The sequence below is a fragment of the Butyricimonas hominis genome (genome assembly GCF_014287455.1).
Classification (GTDB): domain Bacteria; phylum Bacteroidota; class Bacteroidia; order Bacteroidales; family Marinifilaceae; genus Butyricimonas; species Butyricimonas muris.
Genome location: NZ_JACOOH010000001.1, coordinates 746570 through 764847 on the forward strand (window position 1 = coordinate 746570; position 18278 = coordinate 764847).

Sequence of the window (18278 nt, forward strand, 5' to 3'; positions counted from 1 at the left end):
CGTGTAAAACGCTATTAGTTCCCTATTAAAACCCTATTAAAACCCTATACTATAATAGCGTTTTAATAGCTTACTAAAAGCTTAGTAAAAACTTTATAACCGGAAGTAAACCGGAATTGATACGGGATTCAAACTGAATTTATATAGTTTTTGGGGAGAACCTCATCCCGTTCTCGACATAAAGTACTTCTCCGGATTCCCTTCCCGCTCTCGAATTTTCACGGAATGTTTTGGAGTTCAAAGTTTTTTGTGTAATTTTGCCCCTCATTTTGGAGTGGAATGCTCGAAAATTCGCGAGGAATACCTTAGCCATGCTCCCCGTGAAGCTTCGGATTCCGTTGAAAACTAAAAGTTTGCCCGATAAACCTCGTTATTTTCAACCGGAAAAAAGAACGCCAGAGCGTCCATGAAGAAATACAAACAGAAGTTTAATTAATAATTTAAAAAGAAGTGGATCAGATTAGTTACAAAACAACTTTCGTCAACAAAGCCACCGCACAAAAAGAGTGGATTGTGATTGACGCTGAGAATCAAGTTGTGGGTCGTCTTGCCGCTAAAGTTGCGAAACTATTGAGAGGCAAATACAAACCCAGCTACACCCCGCACGTGGATTGCGGTGACAATGTTATCATTGTAAACGTGGAGAAAGTAATCTTCACCGGAAAGAAAATGACCGATAAAGAATATCGGAGACACACGCAGTATCCCGGAGGACAACGTATTTCAACTCCCGCACAAGAGATGGTTCGTTTCCCCGAGAGAATACTCGAGCATGCGGTAAGAGGTATGCTCCCCAAAAACCGCCTTGGTAGAGCTGTATTCAAGAACATGCACCTGTTCGTGGGACCGGAGCACAATCATGAGTCACAACAGCCTAAAGTAATTGATATAAACACACTTAAATAACAAGGTATGGAAGTAGTAAATGCAGTAGGTAGAAGAAAAACAGCGGTAGCCCGCGTCTATCTTAACGAAGGAAAAGGCAATATTACAATCAACAAAAAGAGCTTGGAAGAGTATTTCACGTTGCCTACCCTCCAGTATGTAGTGAAACAACCGCTTGAATTATTAGGCGTTGCCGGACAATACGATATCAAAGTAAACCTTGTTGGAGGCGGTTTTAACGGACAGGCAGAAGCTTTACGTTTGGGAATTGCCAGAGCATTGGTGAAAATCAACGCGGAAGACAAATCCAAACTGAGAGCGGCAGGCTTCATGACCAGAGACCCGCGCGAAGTTGAGCGTAAGAAACCGGGACGTCCGGGCGCACGTAAGAGATTCCAGTTCTCTAAACGTTAATCAGAGTTTAGTATCTAAATTGGCGGGACTTCTCGAGAGAACTACCCGGCGATTGATAAAATTTAAGAATGTAAACTTTAAAAATGACACAAATGTCAAATACGAATTTCGACGAATTATTAAATGCAGGTTGTCACTTCGGACACCTTACCCGTAAATGGAATCCTAAAATGGCTCCGTATATCTTCATGGAGCGTAATGATATCCACATTATTGACCTGAACAAAACCGCTATCATGTTGGACAAGGCAAGTGCAGCCTTGAAACAAATAGCCAAGTCAGGCAGAAGAATTCTGTTTGTTGCAACAAAGAAACAGGCTAAGGACATTGTTGCTGAAAAAATTTCAAATATCAATATGCCGTTCGTGACTGAAAGATGGCCGGGCGGAATGTTGACCAACTTCCCGACTATCCGTAAGGCCGTGAAGAAAATGACCACCATTGACAAAATGGAAAAAGACGGTACTTTCTCTCACCTTTCAAAACGGGAAAGACTCCAGATATCTCGTCAAAGAGCAAAATTGGAAAAGAACTTGGGCAGCATCGCTGACCTGACCCGTCTTCCGGCCGCTCTTTTCGTGGTTGACGTGATGAAGGAATATATTGCGGTAAAAGAAGCCAACACGCTTGGTATCCCGGTATTCGCTATCGTGGACACGAACTCAAGCCCCGAGGGAATTGATTTCGTAATCCCGGCAAATGACGACGCTTCTACTTCTATCTCTTTGATTATCGACAAAGTAGCGGGAGCCATCAAAGAAGGCTTGAGCGAAAGAAAAGCGGAGCGAGAGAAAGAAGGTGACAAGAAAGGCGCCGACAGAGCGGAAGCTCAAGAGGAAGTGGTAGAGGAAAAGGCCGCTACTGAAGAATAAATTAATTTTAGATTTTAGATTTTGGATTTTAGATTGAAATCATTCCAAGTTTTTGATTCAAACTCCATAATCTAAAATCTTCAACGAACAATTGAAATTTATAAGAATATGGAAATAAAAGCAGCAGACGTGATGAAGTTGCGTAAAGCAACAAACGCCGGAATGATGGACTGCAAGCACGCGCTCCAAGAGGCCGAAGGTGATTTCGACAAAGCCGTTGATATCATCCGCAAGAAAGGTCTTGTTGTGGCAAGCAAACGTGCAGACAGAGATGCAAAAGAAGGTTGCGTTTTAGCCAAAACCGACGGGAAGAATGCAGTTATGGTTTCATTAAACTGCGAAACCGACTTCGTTGCCAAAAATGAAGGATTTATCGGTTTCACGACTCGCATCCTTGACGCCGCTTTAGCCAATATGCCCGCCACCACGGAGGATTTGTTAGCTATCCAACTGGACGGTAGAAGCATCGCTGACCAGATTGCTGAACAAACCGGAGTTATCGGCGAGAAACTGGAATTAAGCTACTACGGTTGCTTGAAAGCAGAAGATTGTGTTGTTTACATTCACCCGGGAAACATGTTGGCTACCGTTGTCGGTTTCAACAAAACGGCTGACGCCCAAGTGATGAAAAACATCGCCATGCAAGTAGCGGCTATGGCTCCTGTTGCTGTAGACAAAGACGGTATCCCACAGAATATCATTGACCATGAATTCGAAATCGGTCGCGAGAAAGCTCGTGAAGAGGGTAAACCGGAAAACATGTTGGAGAAAATCGCTCAAGGTCGCTTGAACAAATTCTTCCAAGAGTCTACTTTGCTGAACCAAGTTTTCGAGCAAGACGGTAAAATGTCTGTAAGAGATTACTTGAAGAGTGTTGACAAAGATTTGACCGTTACTTCATTCTTGCGTTACACGCTGAATGTTTGATAAGCGACAAATCACTCGAAATAGAAAACAGGCTTAGCGATAAGCCTGTTTTTTTTACCCTTATCGTGGCATGATTCCCGCGCGTTCGGTTTGGATTTTCGATGGTTTATGGTGATTTTCGGTTTGGATTTTCGATAGTTCAGGTTGATTTTCGGTTTGGATTTTCAATAACTAAGTCATATCTTTGTGTAATTCAATAACTAAGCAACAAAACATGAGCAACTATTTCAAAAGACATATAGACACGTACTTGGAAGCATGGAAAAATAGTAGTAACAGGAAACCTTTACTCGTGAGAGGAGCTCGACAAGTAGGAAAATCATTTGCCATCCGCCATCTTGGCGAGAGTTTCAAGTACTTTGTCGAAATCAATCTTGAACGCCAAGGAAATATAAAACCGTTGTTCGGAGAAAATATCGATGTGAAAAAGATATGCAACCAACTAAGTGCTATCTTCAATATCCCGATAATCCCCGGAGAAACATTACTTTTTATTGATGAAATACAAGAATCCCAGCGCGCGATTTCCTCGTTACGTTATTTTTATGAAGATTACCCGGAATTGCACGTGATTGCAGCCGGTTCATTACTGGAATTCTCGTTAAAAGAACTACCCTCGTTTGGCGTTGGAAGGGTTCGCTCCATGTACATGTACCCTTTTTCTTTCGACGAATTTCTCACGGCACAAGGACTTGATATTCAGGTAAATTATAAGCAAAATGAAGCAGATTGCGAACATCCCCTTCCTCTGGCTCTACACGAAGAGATGGTATCACAACTACGTAGTTTTTACTTGGTTGGTGGTATGCCTGAAGCGGTAAAAAGATGGGTCGAAAATTCGAATTATAACGAATGTTTCGCGGTACACAACGACATACTGGATACTTATCAGGATGATTTCAAAAAATACAAAACGCGCATATCGCCGTTGTTACTTTCACAAACACTGAAGGCTGTTGCCCTTCAAGCGGGACAAAAGTTTGTTTACACGCAAGTGAGTGAAACAGTGAACGGTCCCTCCGTGAAAGAAGCCTTATCGTTACTCTCGTTGGCCGGTTTGATTACTCCTGTCACTCACTCCGCAGCTAATGGTATCCCGCTAGGGGCTGAAAGCAACCCGAAATTCCGTAAATTTCTCTTTTTGGATATCGGGCTAATGCAATCCTTGCTGGGAATGCAGGCAGTCGATATTCTTGTTGGCGAAGATGCCGATTTCATTAACAAGGGTGGATTATCGGAAGTGTTTGCCGGATTGGAATTGATTAAATATGCCGATTACTTGAAAAAGAGCGAGCTATATTATTGGCAACGTCAAGAACGAAACGCGCAGGCAGAAGTCGATTACGTGATTAGCCGAAAAGGCAAAATCTATCCCGTCGAAGTGAAAGCCAGTAATTCCGGCTCTATGCAAAGCATGTACAAATTCATTGAATTGAAAAATTGCGATTATGGGATACGAACTAGCCTTGAACCATTCTCCACTTACGAGAAGATAAAAGTCGTACCGCTGTACGCGCTTTCAAACAAGACACTCAAATAAGAACATCGCCCGGAAAAGGCAGCAATTTCAATCCGCTTTCTTTTCCAGAATCGTCACGTAGCGCACGAATTTCGGGGAATAACGTTTCTTGTCCGATTTGGGGCGGGTGTTGTTGTCGTACATGTCGATAAAATGCAGGTTTACCCGTTCTGCCATGCCGGGAGGTAATATTTCCGCGGCGGGTTTGCCGGAAACCAACACGATAGGGAGGGAGTCCAGCAGGGTGGTGTCGTTCTCGATGTCCCAAGGTAAGATGCGACGTCCCGCCTCGTACACCAATTCAATCCGCAATTCCTCGTCCGACGGGTAATAAAAAGGGATATGATTCACTTCCTCGATTTCCCGCACCGCGGAGATGCTCTTGATTTCGGTGTTATTGAACATATTGGCGACACGAGGCATAAGCAGTGTTTCCACTAAAATCAGCAATAAGACGACTCCCGTGAAGACTTTCATCGATTTCATCCTTACCCCTCCCGCGAAAATAGAATAAGCGGCAACAAGGAAAAGGAGGGTAACAATGATAAAGAGTGTCAGTCCCATCTGCCCTTTGGTGTAAAACAAAAAGTATATCGCCACGGGCATCCCGAGGGCTATCAATGCCGGAAGGAACGCGTTTACCCGGAAGACGACACGGTCGCCGGCGGTAAGCTTTTTCTCTTTCGTGGCTACAAATATATACACCACGTAATGCGCCACGACCATGGAGGCAGGGATGAGTATCGGCAGGAGATAACGGGTTTTCTTCTCCGGGAAAAGGGAGAGCAATACCAAGGTCACTAAGGTCCATACCACGGCAAAGGCGTATTCCTTTTTCATTGTCACTTTCCGTTTCAGCCAAGGCCAACACAATCCGGTCAACAGGAATAACGACCATATACCGGATTCCGCGAAGAATTGCCAATAATAATACCACGGGCGGACATTTCTCTCCATCCATGCCGTCGATTCTTTTGCCCACACGAACATGGTCATGTCCTTGTGGAATATAATCAGATACAAGTACCACCAGAAGCTAACCGCGGCAAAGACCAGCAGCATGACCACTATCGGCAATCCCTTTCTCTTGAACGACGGACGGTACACGGCAATATAGCTAATCAGGAAAGGAAGCAATAAGGCGTAAAAGGCTACCGGACCTTTCCCGAGGAAGGACAACCCGAGGAATGTTCCCGCCCATATAAACATACCCCAGCTTGTTCGCCGACTGACAATTCCTTTATAAAAGAAGAGTATCGCTCCCAGCATAAAACTATGGCAATAGATGTCCCATGTCGCCACGCGTCCCGCCATGATGACATTGAAGCACGTCGCCAATACCACCGCGGAGAGTAATCCCAACATCCGATTGCCGCTTAACGCGGAAGCGAAGAAATAAAGGAAAAATACCATCAAAGTTGCCATGATTCCGGCAGCAGCACGTTGCATAGAGATGTTGTCCGGCTGAAGATATTCTATTCCCGCGGCCACCCAAGTGGGCAGAGGCGGTTTCTCCAAACGCAATTCCCCGTTCATGGTGGGTACCAACCAATTGTCGTACTCTATCATCTCGTGAGCCGTAACCAAGTTACGGGACTCCATAATATCTTCATAAACAGCCCCATTATTCACGAAAAAAGCGAAACAACAAACGATAAGAATAAAGAGGTAATGTATATAGTTTCTCTGCATAATCTTTTTGAATTACACTTGCGTTTAAGACGCAAATTTATAACAATAAAATTATTTTATATTGTATCCTACCTAAATTATCAAACAAAGGGGGCAAAACGCTTTTTGCACAGATAATTCAAAATCTAATATTGCTTTTACGATAAAGTTGATTTATCTTTGCCGCCTAAAATCAATTTAGTTTATGAAAAAAATATTTGTATTCTTTTTACTCTCTGTATCAGGTATATTGAGTGTGTGTGCTCAAGAAAAAAACACGATTAATTTATCGGGAGAAGCACGAGTTGATTATCACCATAACTTGGGTTCCGCCCCTGCATCCGAGAACGGTTTCCGGGGAAGTATGGTTAATTTGAAAATAAACGGCTCGTTCGGCGAGGGATTTTCCTACGCTTACCGCCAACGATTGAACAAGGCTAACACGGAAAGTTCTTTTTTTAATTCTATCGATTACGTTTATCTCAATTACGCGATTAATAAAAACTGGAGTCTTTCCGCAGGAAAACAAATCGTGGGTATCGGCGGATACGAGTATGACCTTGCCCCTATCGATATTTATACTTTATCCGAGTTTTGTAACAATATTTCCTGTTATCAATTCGGGGCGAGTGCATCCTACGCGCTTGACAATAACAAGGATTTGTTCACGCTTCAATTGTGCCAATCTCCATTCCAGATTGAAGGGAACCGGGATATTTACGCTTTAAATTTCGTGTGGTACGGGAACCGGGATTGCTGGAACACGATTTATTCCGCGAACTTGGTCGAGTATTTACCTCACAAGTTTATCGGTTATCTCGCTCTAGGAAACCAATTCAAATCGGGCAAAACCACTTTCAATATCGATTTGATGGGTCGCACCACGGGCGCACAAGTGAAAGACGGTGATTTATTCAAGGATTTCTCTATTATAGGGAGTATCACGCGAGAGATTGGGGAACACGTGATTTTACGGGTAAATGCCTCTCACGATGTGAACAAGAACAAGAGTGCAGGTGATTTGTGCGTGCTTCCCGGTACGGAAATCACGAACGTGGGCGGCGGTATCGAGGTATTTCCCGCACGTACCCGCGATGTACGGTTGCACGCTTATTATTCCTATTACGCAGGCCGTAACGCTTCCGGGACTTTACAACCCGATGACATGCAGCTTAGCGTGGGTTTAACTTGGAGAATTAATTTCATTAAAAAATAACTCAACCCTCTATTTATTAATCCTGTAAAAACATGAAGAAATTTATTCCCACCGGGATTCCATGCCTAATTATCGTGGTTGGAATTTTTTATTACATCGCGTCCGTGATGGAAATCCCGAATATGCTCAACACAATCATGAATACCGCTCATGATTTATTATTGAATACGGTCTTCTATTTAATGGGAATCTGTGTCATCACGGGTGCCCTGGGACGTATTTTCGTGGAGTTCGGTGTCGTGAAACTTTTGGAAAAAATCTTGCGTCCTTTGATGAAGCCTTTGTTCAATTTACCGGGAACTGCCTCGTTGGGCGCCGTGTTGACATTCTTGTCGGATAATCCCGCTATTATTTCTCTGGCAAAAGATGTTCGTTTCGGCAGTTACTTCAAGAAATACCAATTGATATCTCTTACCAATTTCGGAACCGCTTTCGGCATGGGATTGCTTGTTATCGTTTTCATGATTGGTCAAGGGTATTACTCCGCACCTTTCATCGGTTTGTTCGGGGCGTTTTGCGGTTGTATCGTTTCCACCCGCCTTATGCAACGTTTCATCCTGAAATCGCATCCCCATTTCAAAGATGAAAGCGCGATAACTGAAATCGTGGAAGTGGAGGAAAATACGGATAATTCGAATAAAACTCTTTTCTTGCGTATTTTGGACGCCTTGCTTGACGGGGGACGCTCAGGAGTAGATATCGGTATCGCCATTATCCCGGGGGTATTGGTTATCTCCACGTTCGTGATGATATTAACTTTCGGACCGTCCGCAGAAGGATATACCGGAGCCGCTTATCAAGGAACGGAACTTCTTCCCTATCTGGCGGGTAAAGTAAATATTCTTTTCGAGTGGCTTTTCGGTTTCGAGGACCCACACCTTGTTGCATTCCCCATCACAGCCCTTGGAGCGGTGGGCGCAGCCTTAGGTCTTGTACCTAATTTCGCGGCTCAAGGCTGGATTGACGGTAACGCTATTGCCGTGTTTACCGCTATCGGTATGTGCTGGAGCGGTTATTTAAGTACCCATACCGCTATGCTGGATTCCCTGGGATTCCGCCAATTAACATCAAAGGCCATCGTCGCACACACTATCGGCGGACTTGTTGCCGGTGTTATCGCGCATTGGGTTTATGTACTTTTCCAATTATTGTAATATGAAAAGCTAACGAAAAGGTTGTGAGAACCTTTTCGTTAGCTTTCCCGTAACACGTATATTACTTACGCGAACAGACATGAAAAATATAAAGCCGTATCCATATTTTTTGTTATTCGCCTTGGTTTTACCCGTGTTGTTGTTTCGGGATTTTACGCCCAACAACGAGTTAAAATACTTGAGCATCGCGGACGAGGCTTTACGAGAGGGGCATTTCTTCACTTTCTATAACCAAGGAGAAGTATACGCGGATAAACCACCCTTGTATTTCTGGTTTATCATGCTGTGTAAATGGATTTTCGGCGAATATCACATGCTGGTGCTTTCCCTGTTTTCAATCATCCCGGCACTGGTTTCCATTCACGTGATGAACAAATGGGTGGAAGAGGATACTACCCCCCGGTCAAGGTGGAACGCTTCATTGATGCTTTACACGAGCGCATTCTTTATCGGCTCCGGGCTTGTGTTGCGCATGGATATGCTGATGTGCATGTTTATCCTGCTGGCTTTGTACACGTTCTATAAACAATATTCCGGCAAAGGACGACCGCTTGACCGTTTTTTACTACCAGTTTATATCTTCTTGGCTATTTTCTCGAAAGGGCCTGTCGGGTTTATCGTTCCTGTCGTTTCAATCACGGTATTCCTAATCGTGAAAAAAGAAATCCGGCAGTTCGGGCGTTATCTGGGATGGAGCGCATGGGGTATTCTTCTGGGATTATGTGCCATATGGTTCGGGTGCGTGTATATTGAAGGCGGAAACGACTATCTCAATAACCTGCTTTTTAACCAGACCGTCAACCGGGCTATTGATTCATTCCACCATAAAGAGGCATTCTGGTATTACGGAATCACGATTTGGTACTCCATTGCCCCTTGGTCACTTTTATATATAGCGACCATCATTATTGCCCTCCGTAAAAAACTGCTCACCACGGACAAGGAGAAGTTTTTCCTGACCGTAATCGTTTCGTCTTTCGTGCTTTTATCCATGTTCAGCGCGAAGCTCGATATTTATATGTTACCCTTGTTCCCGTTTTTCACTTATCTGACTGTATTGTTGCTCCCTAAAATAAAAGAAAAACGGATTGCTTTCGCGGTATATATCCCGGTCGTCGCATTCATGATTGCCCCCGTTGTCGCTTTGGCAATCCATAACAAGTTCGAGTACCCGCACTCCATATTCATTTTCATGGCGATAGGTGTACTTTTCGTCTTCAGTCTATTCGCTTTCTCGCTGCTACTGAAGAAAAAATTATACCAAGCGATAAACACTGCCGCTCTAGGGATATTGGGGACATTGTTTGTCGGGGGCTTTGCCCTGCCGCGGCTCAATTCAAATATAGGATTATCCGAAATGGCTGAAAAAGCTCATGAAATTTGCGAAGAGGAAGATATCGACCACTATTATTACTATCGTTTCCGTAGCGGGGAAAATATGGATGTTTATCTACATGAAGACCCGATAAAGATATCGGACGAGGATTCTTTGTTCAAGGTGTACGAGCAAGGGGATTGCATGATTTTCCTAAAAGAACGGGATGTGGCTCGTTCGGAAGCTATAATGACATGGCTTGAAACCGTACATTACGAGAAAATAGGAATCTTTTATCTGGTACACCCGTCACAAGGCGAACAATTAGCAACTACCCTTGCGGGAGAGCCAAATGTTGCGACCGTAAGCCAGTAAACCCGTGGATTGCCCAAGTATCAAGACCGGGTCGTGTCGATAAATGGCGTATGAAACAATAATCAATGAACCAAATAAGCTGATTACCCAGAAACCAAGCGGGAGTAGGGATTCGTCTTTGCGCTTGGAATAAATCCACTGGTAAACGAAACGAAGGGTAAATATAATCTGCCCCATCGAACCGTAGAGCAATAACCACAAAGGAATTTTCTCGTTCCGGAAGAACTGGTCGACAAATGCGCTCGCGTCTTCTATCATGTAAATGATTGCCGCAACAGGCGTAAGCAAAAGCACGGTACGCAAAACCAAAGGCAACCATTTCCACTGGTGTTTTTTGTTCAAGTTCCAGATGTAAATATAATAGGATATGATTTGTCCGAAAATAATAGCGAAGTCATCCCTCAACCAGCCATAGATGAATAACAGATAAGAACCCAATATGCTCAATTGCCAGAATATCGCCGGGGAGATTACTTTTTTAGCCCGCTCAGACAATATCCATTGCAGTAATATCCGGGCGGAAAAGAAAATTTGAGCGAGAAATCCGACAACGTAAATCATAGATTGTTTTCAGCCACTTGATAGTTAATATAACGTTTCCTCATCCAACGGTAAGCAAAACAATCTTTGAAAGGACCGACCAAGCGGTTAGCCAAGTTATATTTTGATTTTCCGGCGATACGCGGGAAATGGCGCACGGGAACTTGTTTTACCCGCCCGTGCTGTAACTGTATCAATGCCGGCAGGAAACGATGCATCCCGGTAAAGAAAGGAATCCGTTTCGCGTAATCGGTGCGCAACACTTTCAACGGGCATCCGGTATCCTCCACCCCGTCATGCGTCATCATTCGGCGGAACCCGTTGGCGATACGGGAAGACATATTTTTGACGAAACTGTCTTTCCGTCCGGTACGGATGCCCATCACCATCTCGAACTCGTCCGCGTGTTCCAACAGGCTATTAAAATCCTCGGGTGTCGTTTGCAAATCGGCATCGATGTATCCCACCCACTTGGAAAAAGAATTGTCTATCCCCGCTTTCATGGCAGCACTCAATCCCCCGTTTTTAGCGAGATTCAAAAAGAAAAATCCCTCGTTTCTACCGCAAACCTCCCGGATAAGGCGTTCACTATCATCTATCGAGCCGTCGTTTACAAACAATACACAAGAAGTAGCCTTGGCTGTCTTTAAAAACTCCCCCAACTCTTTCTCTAATCTTAGGATGTTCCCCTCCTCGTTATACACTGGCACTATGACTGTTAGATCGTAATTAGCGGTTCTGTTCATCTGCGGTGAAATTTATATTCTCAAATTAAATTATAGTTATAACAAAAATTCATTAGTTTTGTTGTTGCGTTTTAGCGAAGAAACTAAGTTTTTTGTTATAAAATTTAAACAAACAAAGATATGCAATATAACCGAATTTTGTTAAAACTCAGCGGAGAATCTTTAATGGGCGGTCAAAAATATGGTATCGACACCACGTGTTTGGAGAGTTATGCCCGTCAAATACATGAAATTGCAAAAATGGGAGTCCAAGTAGGGATTGTTATCGGTGGCGGCAATATTTTCAGGGGACTGAGTGGTACAAATAAGGGTTTCGACCGGGTAAAAGGCGATAGTATGGGTATGTTGGCAACCGTTATCAACAGTCTGGCTTTAAGTTCAGCTTTAGACAACGAGGGATGTAAAAACAAAGTACTCACGGCTATCCGCATGGAACCTATCGGGGAATTCTACTCGAAAGCAAAAGCCATGGAATATTTGAAAGAAGGGTATGTCACTATCATGAGTGCCGGAACGGGTAACCCGTATTTCACAACCGACACGGCGAGCAGCCTGCGTGCCATCGAGATAGAGGCGGATGCCATGTTCAAAGGTACCCGCGTGGACGGTATTTATACTGCCGACCCGGAGAAAGACCCCACAGCAACCAAATTCGACAAAATTACCTATGACGAGATATACAACCGGGGACTAAAGGTGATGGACCTGACGGCAACGACCATGTGTAAAGAAAATCATTTACCGATTATCGTTTTCAACATGGACCAACCGGGTAACTTGAAAAAAGTCATTTCAGGGGAAAATATCGGAACAATCGTGTATTAATAATTGAAAATTGAAAATTGAAAAATTGGAAATGAAGGGAGAAAACCTTCAGACTTTTTTCAATGGTTAATTATGAACGAAGAAAAAAGAATATTAGATACGATAAACTCTCCCGATGATTTGAAGAAGGTGCCGGAAGACGACCTGATTCAATTGTGTCGGGAATTACGCGAGAAAATCATTGACGAGTGTTCGGAACACCCCGGACATTTCGGGGCCGGATTGGGGGTTGTCGAGCTTACCGTGGCATTGCACTACGTGTTCGATACCCCGTACGATAATATCGTGTGGGACGTGGGACATCAGGCTTACCCCCACAAGATTCTTACCGGGAGAAGGGACAACTTCTGCACGAATCGGCAGTACAAGGGACTCAGCGGGTTTCCCAAAAGAAGCGAAAGCGAATATGACGCTTTCGGGACGGGACACTCCTCGACCTCGATTTCCGCCGCACTGGGAATGGCCGTGGCGGCAAAAATGAACGGGGAGGAAGACCGCCTATCGGTGGCAATTATCGGGGACGGGGCGATGACCGGGGGACTGGCTTTCGAGGGATTGAATAACGCGGGTATTAATAATGCCAACCTGCTGGTTATTCTCAACGACAACAACATGGCAATTGACCCCAACGTGGGCGGAATGAATGAATACCTTCTCGATATCACGACTTCCAAAACATATAACAAACTGAAAGAAGATATCTGGAATATTCTCGGGCGCATCAATAAAATCAGCCCGGGAGCCCGAAACTTCATCCAGAAAATAGATAATAGTGTCAAATCATTGATGCTACGCCAGAGCAACTTGTTCGAGGCTCTGGGATTCCGGTATTTCGGCCCCGTGGACGGGCATGATGTCAACCACTTGGTCAAGGTTCTCCGTGACCTGAAACAAATCAAAGGCCCTAAACTTCTCCACTGTATCACAGTCAAGGGGAAAGGGTTCAAACAAGCCGAGATAGACCAAACGACTTGGCACGCACCGGGGAAATTCAATAAAGAAACCGGGGAAATCATCAAAGAATGCAAGGAAAATACTCCGCCTAAATTTCAGGATGTTTTCGGTCATACCATACTGGAATTGGCTCATACCAATCCCAAAATCGTGGGAATTACTCCCGCCATGCCATCGGGTTGCTCGTTAAATATCATGATGAAAGAGATGCCCGATCGCTGTTTTGATGTCGGCATCGCCGAACAACATGCCGTTACGTTCTCTGCAGGATTGGCGGCACAGGGGTACGTGCCTTTCTGTAATATCTATTCTTCTTTCATGCAACGAGCATACGATCAAGTAATACACGACGTGGCATTGCAAAAACTCAACGTCGTTTTCTGTCTTGACCGGGGAGGATTGGTCGGGGCTGACGGGGCTACACACCACGGCGTTTTTGACCTTGCCAGCTTCCGTTGCATCCCGAACCTGACAATAGCCTCTCCCCTCAACGAGGAAGAATTACGCGATATGATGTACACGGCTCAATTGCCGGACAAAGGACCTTTCTCCATTCGCTACCCGCGAGGTAACGGGACAATGATCAAGTGGCGTACTCCGTTCAAGGAATTGCCTATCGGGCAAGGACGTTGTATTATTGAAGGCGAGGATGTTGCCATCGTATCCATCGGAGCTATCGGGAACGAGGCTCTCAAAGCTATTGAAAAGGGAACGGGGCGTTCGGTTGCCTTCTATGATATGCGATTCCTCAAACCTCTGGATGAAAAATTACTCCATTCAATATTTCATAAATTCAAAAAAATCATTACCTTAGAGGACGGAACAATCGTGGGCGGACTGGGTAGTGCCGTGCTTGAATTTATGTCTGATCTCGGGTATTCCGCCAAGGTTGTGCGCTTGGGTGTTCCGGATCAGTTCGTGGAACACGGTACACAACAACAGTTATACCGTGAATGTGGTTATGATTGCGAATCTATATTCCGGGCAATTTGTTCGATATAAAAGGAAAGCATGAAAGAAGAGGCTCCAATACCAAAATTATCGGAATGTATTAGCAAATTCAAGCTAACATTCAAAGGTGTGCCTGACGAGTACCTCGAAACATTATTCACGGATGACACGGTAAAATTCTATAAAAAAGGCGAATACATCTATAAAGAAGGTTCTCGCATTAAAGGATGTTATTTTCTTTTTTCAGGTGTCGTGAAAATCTTCCAAACCGGAATTACCGGAAAAGAGCAAATTATTCGTTTCGGGAAAGAGAGCGAAATGTTCGGATTTCGTTCTGTCATCCGTAATGAATTAGCTTGTACCTCGGTGGAAACTTTATCCGACTGTATATTGTGTTATATCTCTTATACATCGTTGACACACATGATGAAACACAGTTCGGATTTCGCTTATGAAATGATGCAAATCGCCTGCAAGGAACTGGAAGAAGCCAATCGTCATATCCGTGATATCGCTCAGAAATCGGTAAAAGCCCGGCTGGCAGAAATACTCTTGCTTATCGCTTCCGATTTCGGTGTTGAAGAAGACGGGACTTTACGACTGAATATCACTCGCGAAGACTTGAGTAATTTCGTGGGAACCGCTACCGAAACACTGATCCGACTGCTCTCCGATTTGAAGAACGAGGGACTGGTAGAAGCCAAAGGAAGGAAAATAAAATTATTAGATCATGATAAATTAAAAAGATTGGCTGATTGATTTAAAATCATTCAATATGTCTATCTTTGTGCAAGATAAATTTAAACTCGAATAACTTATGCCACAGATTTCAGAAAAAGGGATGGCGATGCCTTCTTCGCCGATTCGCAAATTGGTTCCGTTCGCGGATAAAGCAAAAGAAAGAGGGATTAAAGTGTACCACTTGAATATCGGTCAACCGGATATTCAAACCCCGGAGGTCGCTTTAGAAGCTTTAAAACACTGTAACGAGAAGGTGATTGAATATACCCATTCTGCCGGAAATCTTTCCTACAGAAAAAAATTAGCCAAATATTACCAGAATATCGGTATCAATATCGACGAAACGAATATCATGATAACTACCGGAGGTTCCGAGGCTATCACGATCGCTTTCATGTCCACGTTGAACCCGGGTGATGAGGTGATTATCCCCGAACCGTTCTACGCCAATTATAACGCTTTTGCTCTTATGTGCGGCGTAAAGGTAAAAACGGTTACCTCTTCTATCGAAACAAACTTCGCTTTGCCCCCGATTGCAGAGATCGAGAAAGTAATTACTCCCCGCACGAAAGGTATCGTGATCGTGAACCCGAATAACCCGACGGGATACTTGTATTCCAAGGAAGAACTGGAACAACTCGCTACCATCGTGAAGAAACATGATCTTTACCTGTACGCTGACGAGGTGTATCGTGAATTCTGCTATGACGGATACAAACATTTCTCCACGATGCAATTGCAAGGCATCGAACAGAACGTGATCCTGTTGGATTCTGTTTCCAAGAGATACAGCGAGTGCGGTCTTCGCGTGGGTGCATTGGTTACCCGCAACAAAGACGTTATGACGGCTGCCTTGAAATTCGGTATGGCTCGTTTGTGCGCCCCGGCAATCGGTCAGATCATTGCCGAAGCATCACTTGATACCCCCGCCGAATATTTTGAAAGCGTGTATAACGAATACATCGAAAGACGTGATTTCATGGTTGAAGCCCTCAATAAAATGCCGGGAGTTATTTGCCCGAAACCGAGAGGAGCTTTCTATGCCGTGGTAAAATTACCCGTTGACGATGCAGACAAATTCGCACAATGGTTGCTCGAGGATTTCGAGTACAACAAGCAAACCGTTATGGTAGCTCCCGCGAGCGGATTCTACTCTACCCCGGGACTCGGTAAAGACGAGGTAAGAATTGCTTACGTGTTGAAGATTGAAGACCTCAAGGGTGCCATGGAAACATTGGCAAAGGCTCTTGAAGTTTATCCCGGTAGAAAATAAGCAAGGCGTGCTTTGGCACACCTTCTAGTTCATAAGGTCTGTAAAGTCTATAAAGTCAAAGGTCCTTAGACCCTTGTTCTGTGACCTTACAGACCTTATAGACTTTATGGACCTTACAGACTTCATAAACTGCATCCGGCAAAACGACTTTAAAGACTCATTTTTCGACCATAACTTTACAGAAAATAAGGCGTTTCACTCATTTAGACCGAATATAAGCTTATCAGACACACTTTTATAAAACATTTTATCTATATTTGCCACGTGATTTCTAATTTTAAAATTACGACATGACATCGGATTCCCAATTTAATAGTATCAGACCCTACATGGGGGAAGAGATTCCAGCCGCCGTGGAGCGACTGAGCCAAGCAGAAGAGTTTTTGGCACTTTTTTCCCAAATGACAAGGATTGATAAGACTAAAATACAAGAGCAACTGAAAGGTATCACTACCAGAAAAGAGTTTCAGGAACGTTTTTTCGGTCCCACGATGAAGCGTTTGATAGCAGGAACGACCGACGGGGTGACAGCAACGGGGTTAGAATATATCGAACCGGGTAAAAGTTATCTCTTCGTTTCAAATCATCGGGATATTATCCTCGACTCGGCAATACTCAACGTATTGCTATCAGAGCGGGGCTGCCACTATTGCGAAGCGGCTATCGGCAGCAACTTGTTAATCAACAAATGGGTGACCGATCTCGTGAAGCTGGATGCCTGCTTTATCATAGAGCGGGGACTTCCCGTGCGTGACATGATTACCAGCGCGAATATGCGTTCTCATTATTTGCGTGACGTCATTCACGAGAATGAGGATTCCGTGTGGATTGCTCAAAAAGAAGGAAGAACCAAAAACGGGGATGACCGCACGCAACACAGTTTGCTGAAAATGTTCCGCATGAGTGGTCCGAAAGGTTTCGTGGAGAATTTCAGTGAATTACGGGTTGTGCCTGTATCCATCTCCTACGAGTGGGAACCTTGTGACGATCTGAAAACCGACGAATTATATCAAAAGACTGTCGGTGAATATATCAAGACTCCCGCCGCAGATATGAGAAGTATGCAACAAGGTCTGTCCGGATACAAGGGACGGGTGCATTTTGCCATCACCCCCCCGATTGACCATGAACTGGAAGAAATTGACGCCAAGGACAATAACGGCGACCGTATCGCTGAACTGGCAACGCTTATTGATTCCAGAATACAAGGTAACTTCAAATTGTGGGAGAATAATTACGTCGCTTACGACTTACTTCACGGCACGAACAAGTTCACCTCCAAATACAGCGAGAAGGAAAAAGATAATTTCATCCGCGTGATGACTGAAAAGTTGGATAAACTCGAGGGAAACCGTTCCGTGCTGAACAACATTTTCCTTGAAATCTACGCTAACCCGGTTAAAAACGCTTTAGAAAGACATATATGCGAATAGCCAGATATTTGCTGATACTAGCAGCATTCCTTATTATGATATCCAGTACGATTAGTCTTTTTGCCCCGCAAAATAGTCGTACTGCCGTGTATGTGAACGTGGGCGCCATGGCAGCACTCGCTGTTGCCGTCGGAGTCATCAATTTCAAGAATACCCCGAGAAATAACATGTAATGTACAAGTTCAAACGCAATATACATCTCAAAGACCGCTCGGTGGAAATGTGGTTCGGGTTGACCAGTAAAAGCCGCAATCAACATAGTAATTTTACTCTTTACGTTCTCACGGAAGGTCCTGATAAGCCTTTTAGCTATGCAGAGCCTATCAAGAGCGGCATCCCATCCAAAAAGGAAGCCGAACGTTACGCGATTACCTATGCCAAAAACCTTCTGACACAACTCATCGAACGGGAAAAAGAAGAAAAAAAAGCACAAGAAGGAGAAAACGAGCTATTATAATATTAAAGAT

18 protein-coding genes are annotated in these 18278 nt (G+C 44.1%); 15 read left to right on the forward strand and 3 right to left on the reverse strand.

Going from position 1 to position 18278, the window contains the following annotated elements; translation table 11 throughout:
* Positions 1-450 precede the first annotated feature (450 nt).
* The 5 genes from rplM to H8S64_RS02935 all read left to right on the forward strand — a co-directional run bounded on the left by rplM (position 451) and on the right by H8S64_RS02935 (position 4638).
* Positions 451-906: a 50S ribosomal protein L13 gene (gene rplM / locus H8S64_RS02915; RefSeq protein ID WP_099291320.1), complete on the forward strand. Its 456-nt coding sequence runs from the start codon at positions 451-453 to the stop codon at positions 904-906.
* Positions 907-912: 6 nt separating this feature from the next.
* The gene (rpsI, locus tag H8S64_RS02920) at positions 913-1299 is read left to right on the forward strand and encodes a 30S ribosomal protein S9 (protein ID WP_099291321.1); all 387 of its coding nucleotides are present in this window, start codon (positions 913-915) and stop codon (positions 1297-1299) included.
* A 92-nt stretch (positions 1300-1391) separates the two neighbouring features.
* The gene (gene rpsB, locus H8S64_RS02925; protein WP_099291322.1) at positions 1392-2171 is read left to right on the forward strand and encodes a 30S ribosomal protein S2; all 780 of its coding nucleotides are present in this window, start codon (positions 1392-1394) and stop codon (positions 2169-2171) included.
* Positions 2172-2279: 108 nt separating this feature from the next.
* A complete protein-coding gene (gene tsf, locus H8S64_RS02930; protein WP_099291323.1) occupies positions 2280-3098 on the forward strand; it encodes a translation elongation factor Ts in 819 nt (272 codons plus the stop codon).
* Between the two features lie 214 nt (positions 3099-3312).
* Complete coding sequence (locus H8S64_RS02935) at positions 3313-4638, forward strand: ATP-binding protein (RefSeq protein ID WP_186974869.1); 1326 nt, start codon at positions 3313-3315, stop codon at positions 4636-4638.
* Positions 4639-4665: 27 nt separating this feature from the next.
* Here H8S64_RS02935 and H8S64_RS02940 read toward each other — a convergent pair whose 3' ends face one another.
* Positions 4666-6309, reverse strand: coding sequence for an ArnT family glycosyltransferase (locus H8S64_RS02940; protein WP_186974870.1), 1644 nt, complete (start codon positions 6307-6309; stop codon positions 4666-4668).
* 184 nt (positions 6310-6493) lie between these two features.
* Here H8S64_RS02940 and H8S64_RS02945 point away from each other — a divergent pair, with 184 nt between their 5' ends.
* The 3 genes from H8S64_RS02945 (at position 6494) to H8S64_RS02955 (ending at position 10348) form a co-directional block, all read left to right on the forward strand.
* A complete protein-coding gene (locus tag H8S64_RS02945; RefSeq protein WP_186974871.1) occupies positions 6494-7504 on the forward strand; it encodes a porin in 1011 nt (336 codons plus the stop codon).
* A gap of 32 nt (positions 7505-7536) precedes the next feature.
* Positions 7537-8658 carry a nucleoside recognition domain-containing protein gene (locus tag H8S64_RS02950; RefSeq protein ID WP_186974872.1) on the forward strand — a complete coding sequence of 374 codons (1122 nt, stop codon included), beginning with the start codon at positions 7537-7539 and terminating at the stop codon, positions 8656-8658.
* Positions 8659-8737: 79 nt separating this feature from the next.
* Entirely contained in the window at positions 8738-10348 is a 1611-nt protein-coding gene (locus H8S64_RS02955) for an ArnT family glycosyltransferase (RefSeq protein ID WP_186974873.1), read from the forward strand.
* Here H8S64_RS02955 and H8S64_RS02960 read toward each other — a convergent pair.
* Positions 10298-10909, reverse strand: a complete 612-nt coding sequence (locus H8S64_RS02960) for a lipid-A-disaccharide synthase N-terminal domain-containing protein (RefSeq protein ID WP_186974874.1) — start codon at positions 10907-10909, stop codon at positions 10298-10300. The genes H8S64_RS02955 and H8S64_RS02960 overlap by 51 nt on opposite strands.
* Positions 10906-11634, reverse strand: coding sequence for a glycosyltransferase (locus H8S64_RS02965; RefSeq protein ID WP_186974875.1), 729 nt, complete (start codon positions 11632-11634; stop codon positions 10906-10908). The genes H8S64_RS02960 and H8S64_RS02965 overlap by 4 nt, the downstream gene beginning before the upstream one ends.
* Positions 11635-11754: 120 nt before the next feature.
* On the opposite strand from H8S64_RS02965, the gene pyrH reads away from it, so the two are divergent.
* The 7 genes from pyrH (at position 11755) to H8S64_RS03000 (ending at position 18268) form a co-directional block, all read left to right on the forward strand.
* Positions 11755-12459, forward strand: a complete 705-nt coding sequence (gene pyrH, locus H8S64_RS02970; protein WP_099291331.1) for a UMP kinase — start codon at positions 11755-11757, stop codon at positions 12457-12459.
* A 72-nt stretch (positions 12460-12531) separates the two neighbouring features.
* Entirely contained in the window at positions 12532-14415 is a 1884-nt protein-coding gene (gene dxs, locus H8S64_RS02975; RefSeq protein ID WP_186974876.1) for a 1-deoxy-D-xylulose-5-phosphate synthase, read from the forward strand.
* A gap of 9 nt (positions 14416-14424) precedes the next feature.
* The gene (locus H8S64_RS02980) at positions 14425-15123 is read left to right on the forward strand and encodes a Crp/Fnr family transcriptional regulator (RefSeq protein WP_099291333.1); all 699 of its coding nucleotides are present in this window, start codon (positions 14425-14427) and stop codon (positions 15121-15123) included.
* Between the two features lie 58 nt (positions 15124-15181).
* Positions 15182-16378 carry a pyridoxal phosphate-dependent aminotransferase gene (locus tag H8S64_RS02985; RefSeq protein ID WP_186974877.1) on the forward strand — a complete coding sequence of 399 codons (1197 nt, stop codon included), beginning with the start codon at positions 15182-15184 and terminating at the stop codon, positions 16376-16378.
* 290 nt (positions 16379-16668) lie between these two features.
* The gene (locus tag H8S64_RS02990; RefSeq protein WP_186974878.1) at positions 16669-17811 is read left to right on the forward strand and encodes a 1-acyl-sn-glycerol-3-phosphate acyltransferase; all 1143 of its coding nucleotides are present in this window, start codon (positions 16669-16671) and stop codon (positions 17809-17811) included.
* Complete coding sequence (locus H8S64_RS02995) at positions 17802-17984, forward strand: hypothetical protein (protein ID WP_099291336.1); 183 nt, start codon at positions 17802-17804, stop codon at positions 17982-17984. The genes H8S64_RS02990 and H8S64_RS02995 overlap by 10 nt, the downstream gene beginning before the upstream one ends.
* Positions 17984-18268 carry a hypothetical protein gene (locus H8S64_RS03000; protein ID WP_186974879.1) on the forward strand — a complete coding sequence of 95 codons (285 nt, stop codon included), beginning with the start codon at positions 17984-17986 and terminating at the stop codon, positions 18266-18268. Before H8S64_RS02995 ends, H8S64_RS03000 begins: the two co-directional genes overlap by 1 nt.
* Positions 18269-18278: the final 10 nt, after the last annotated feature.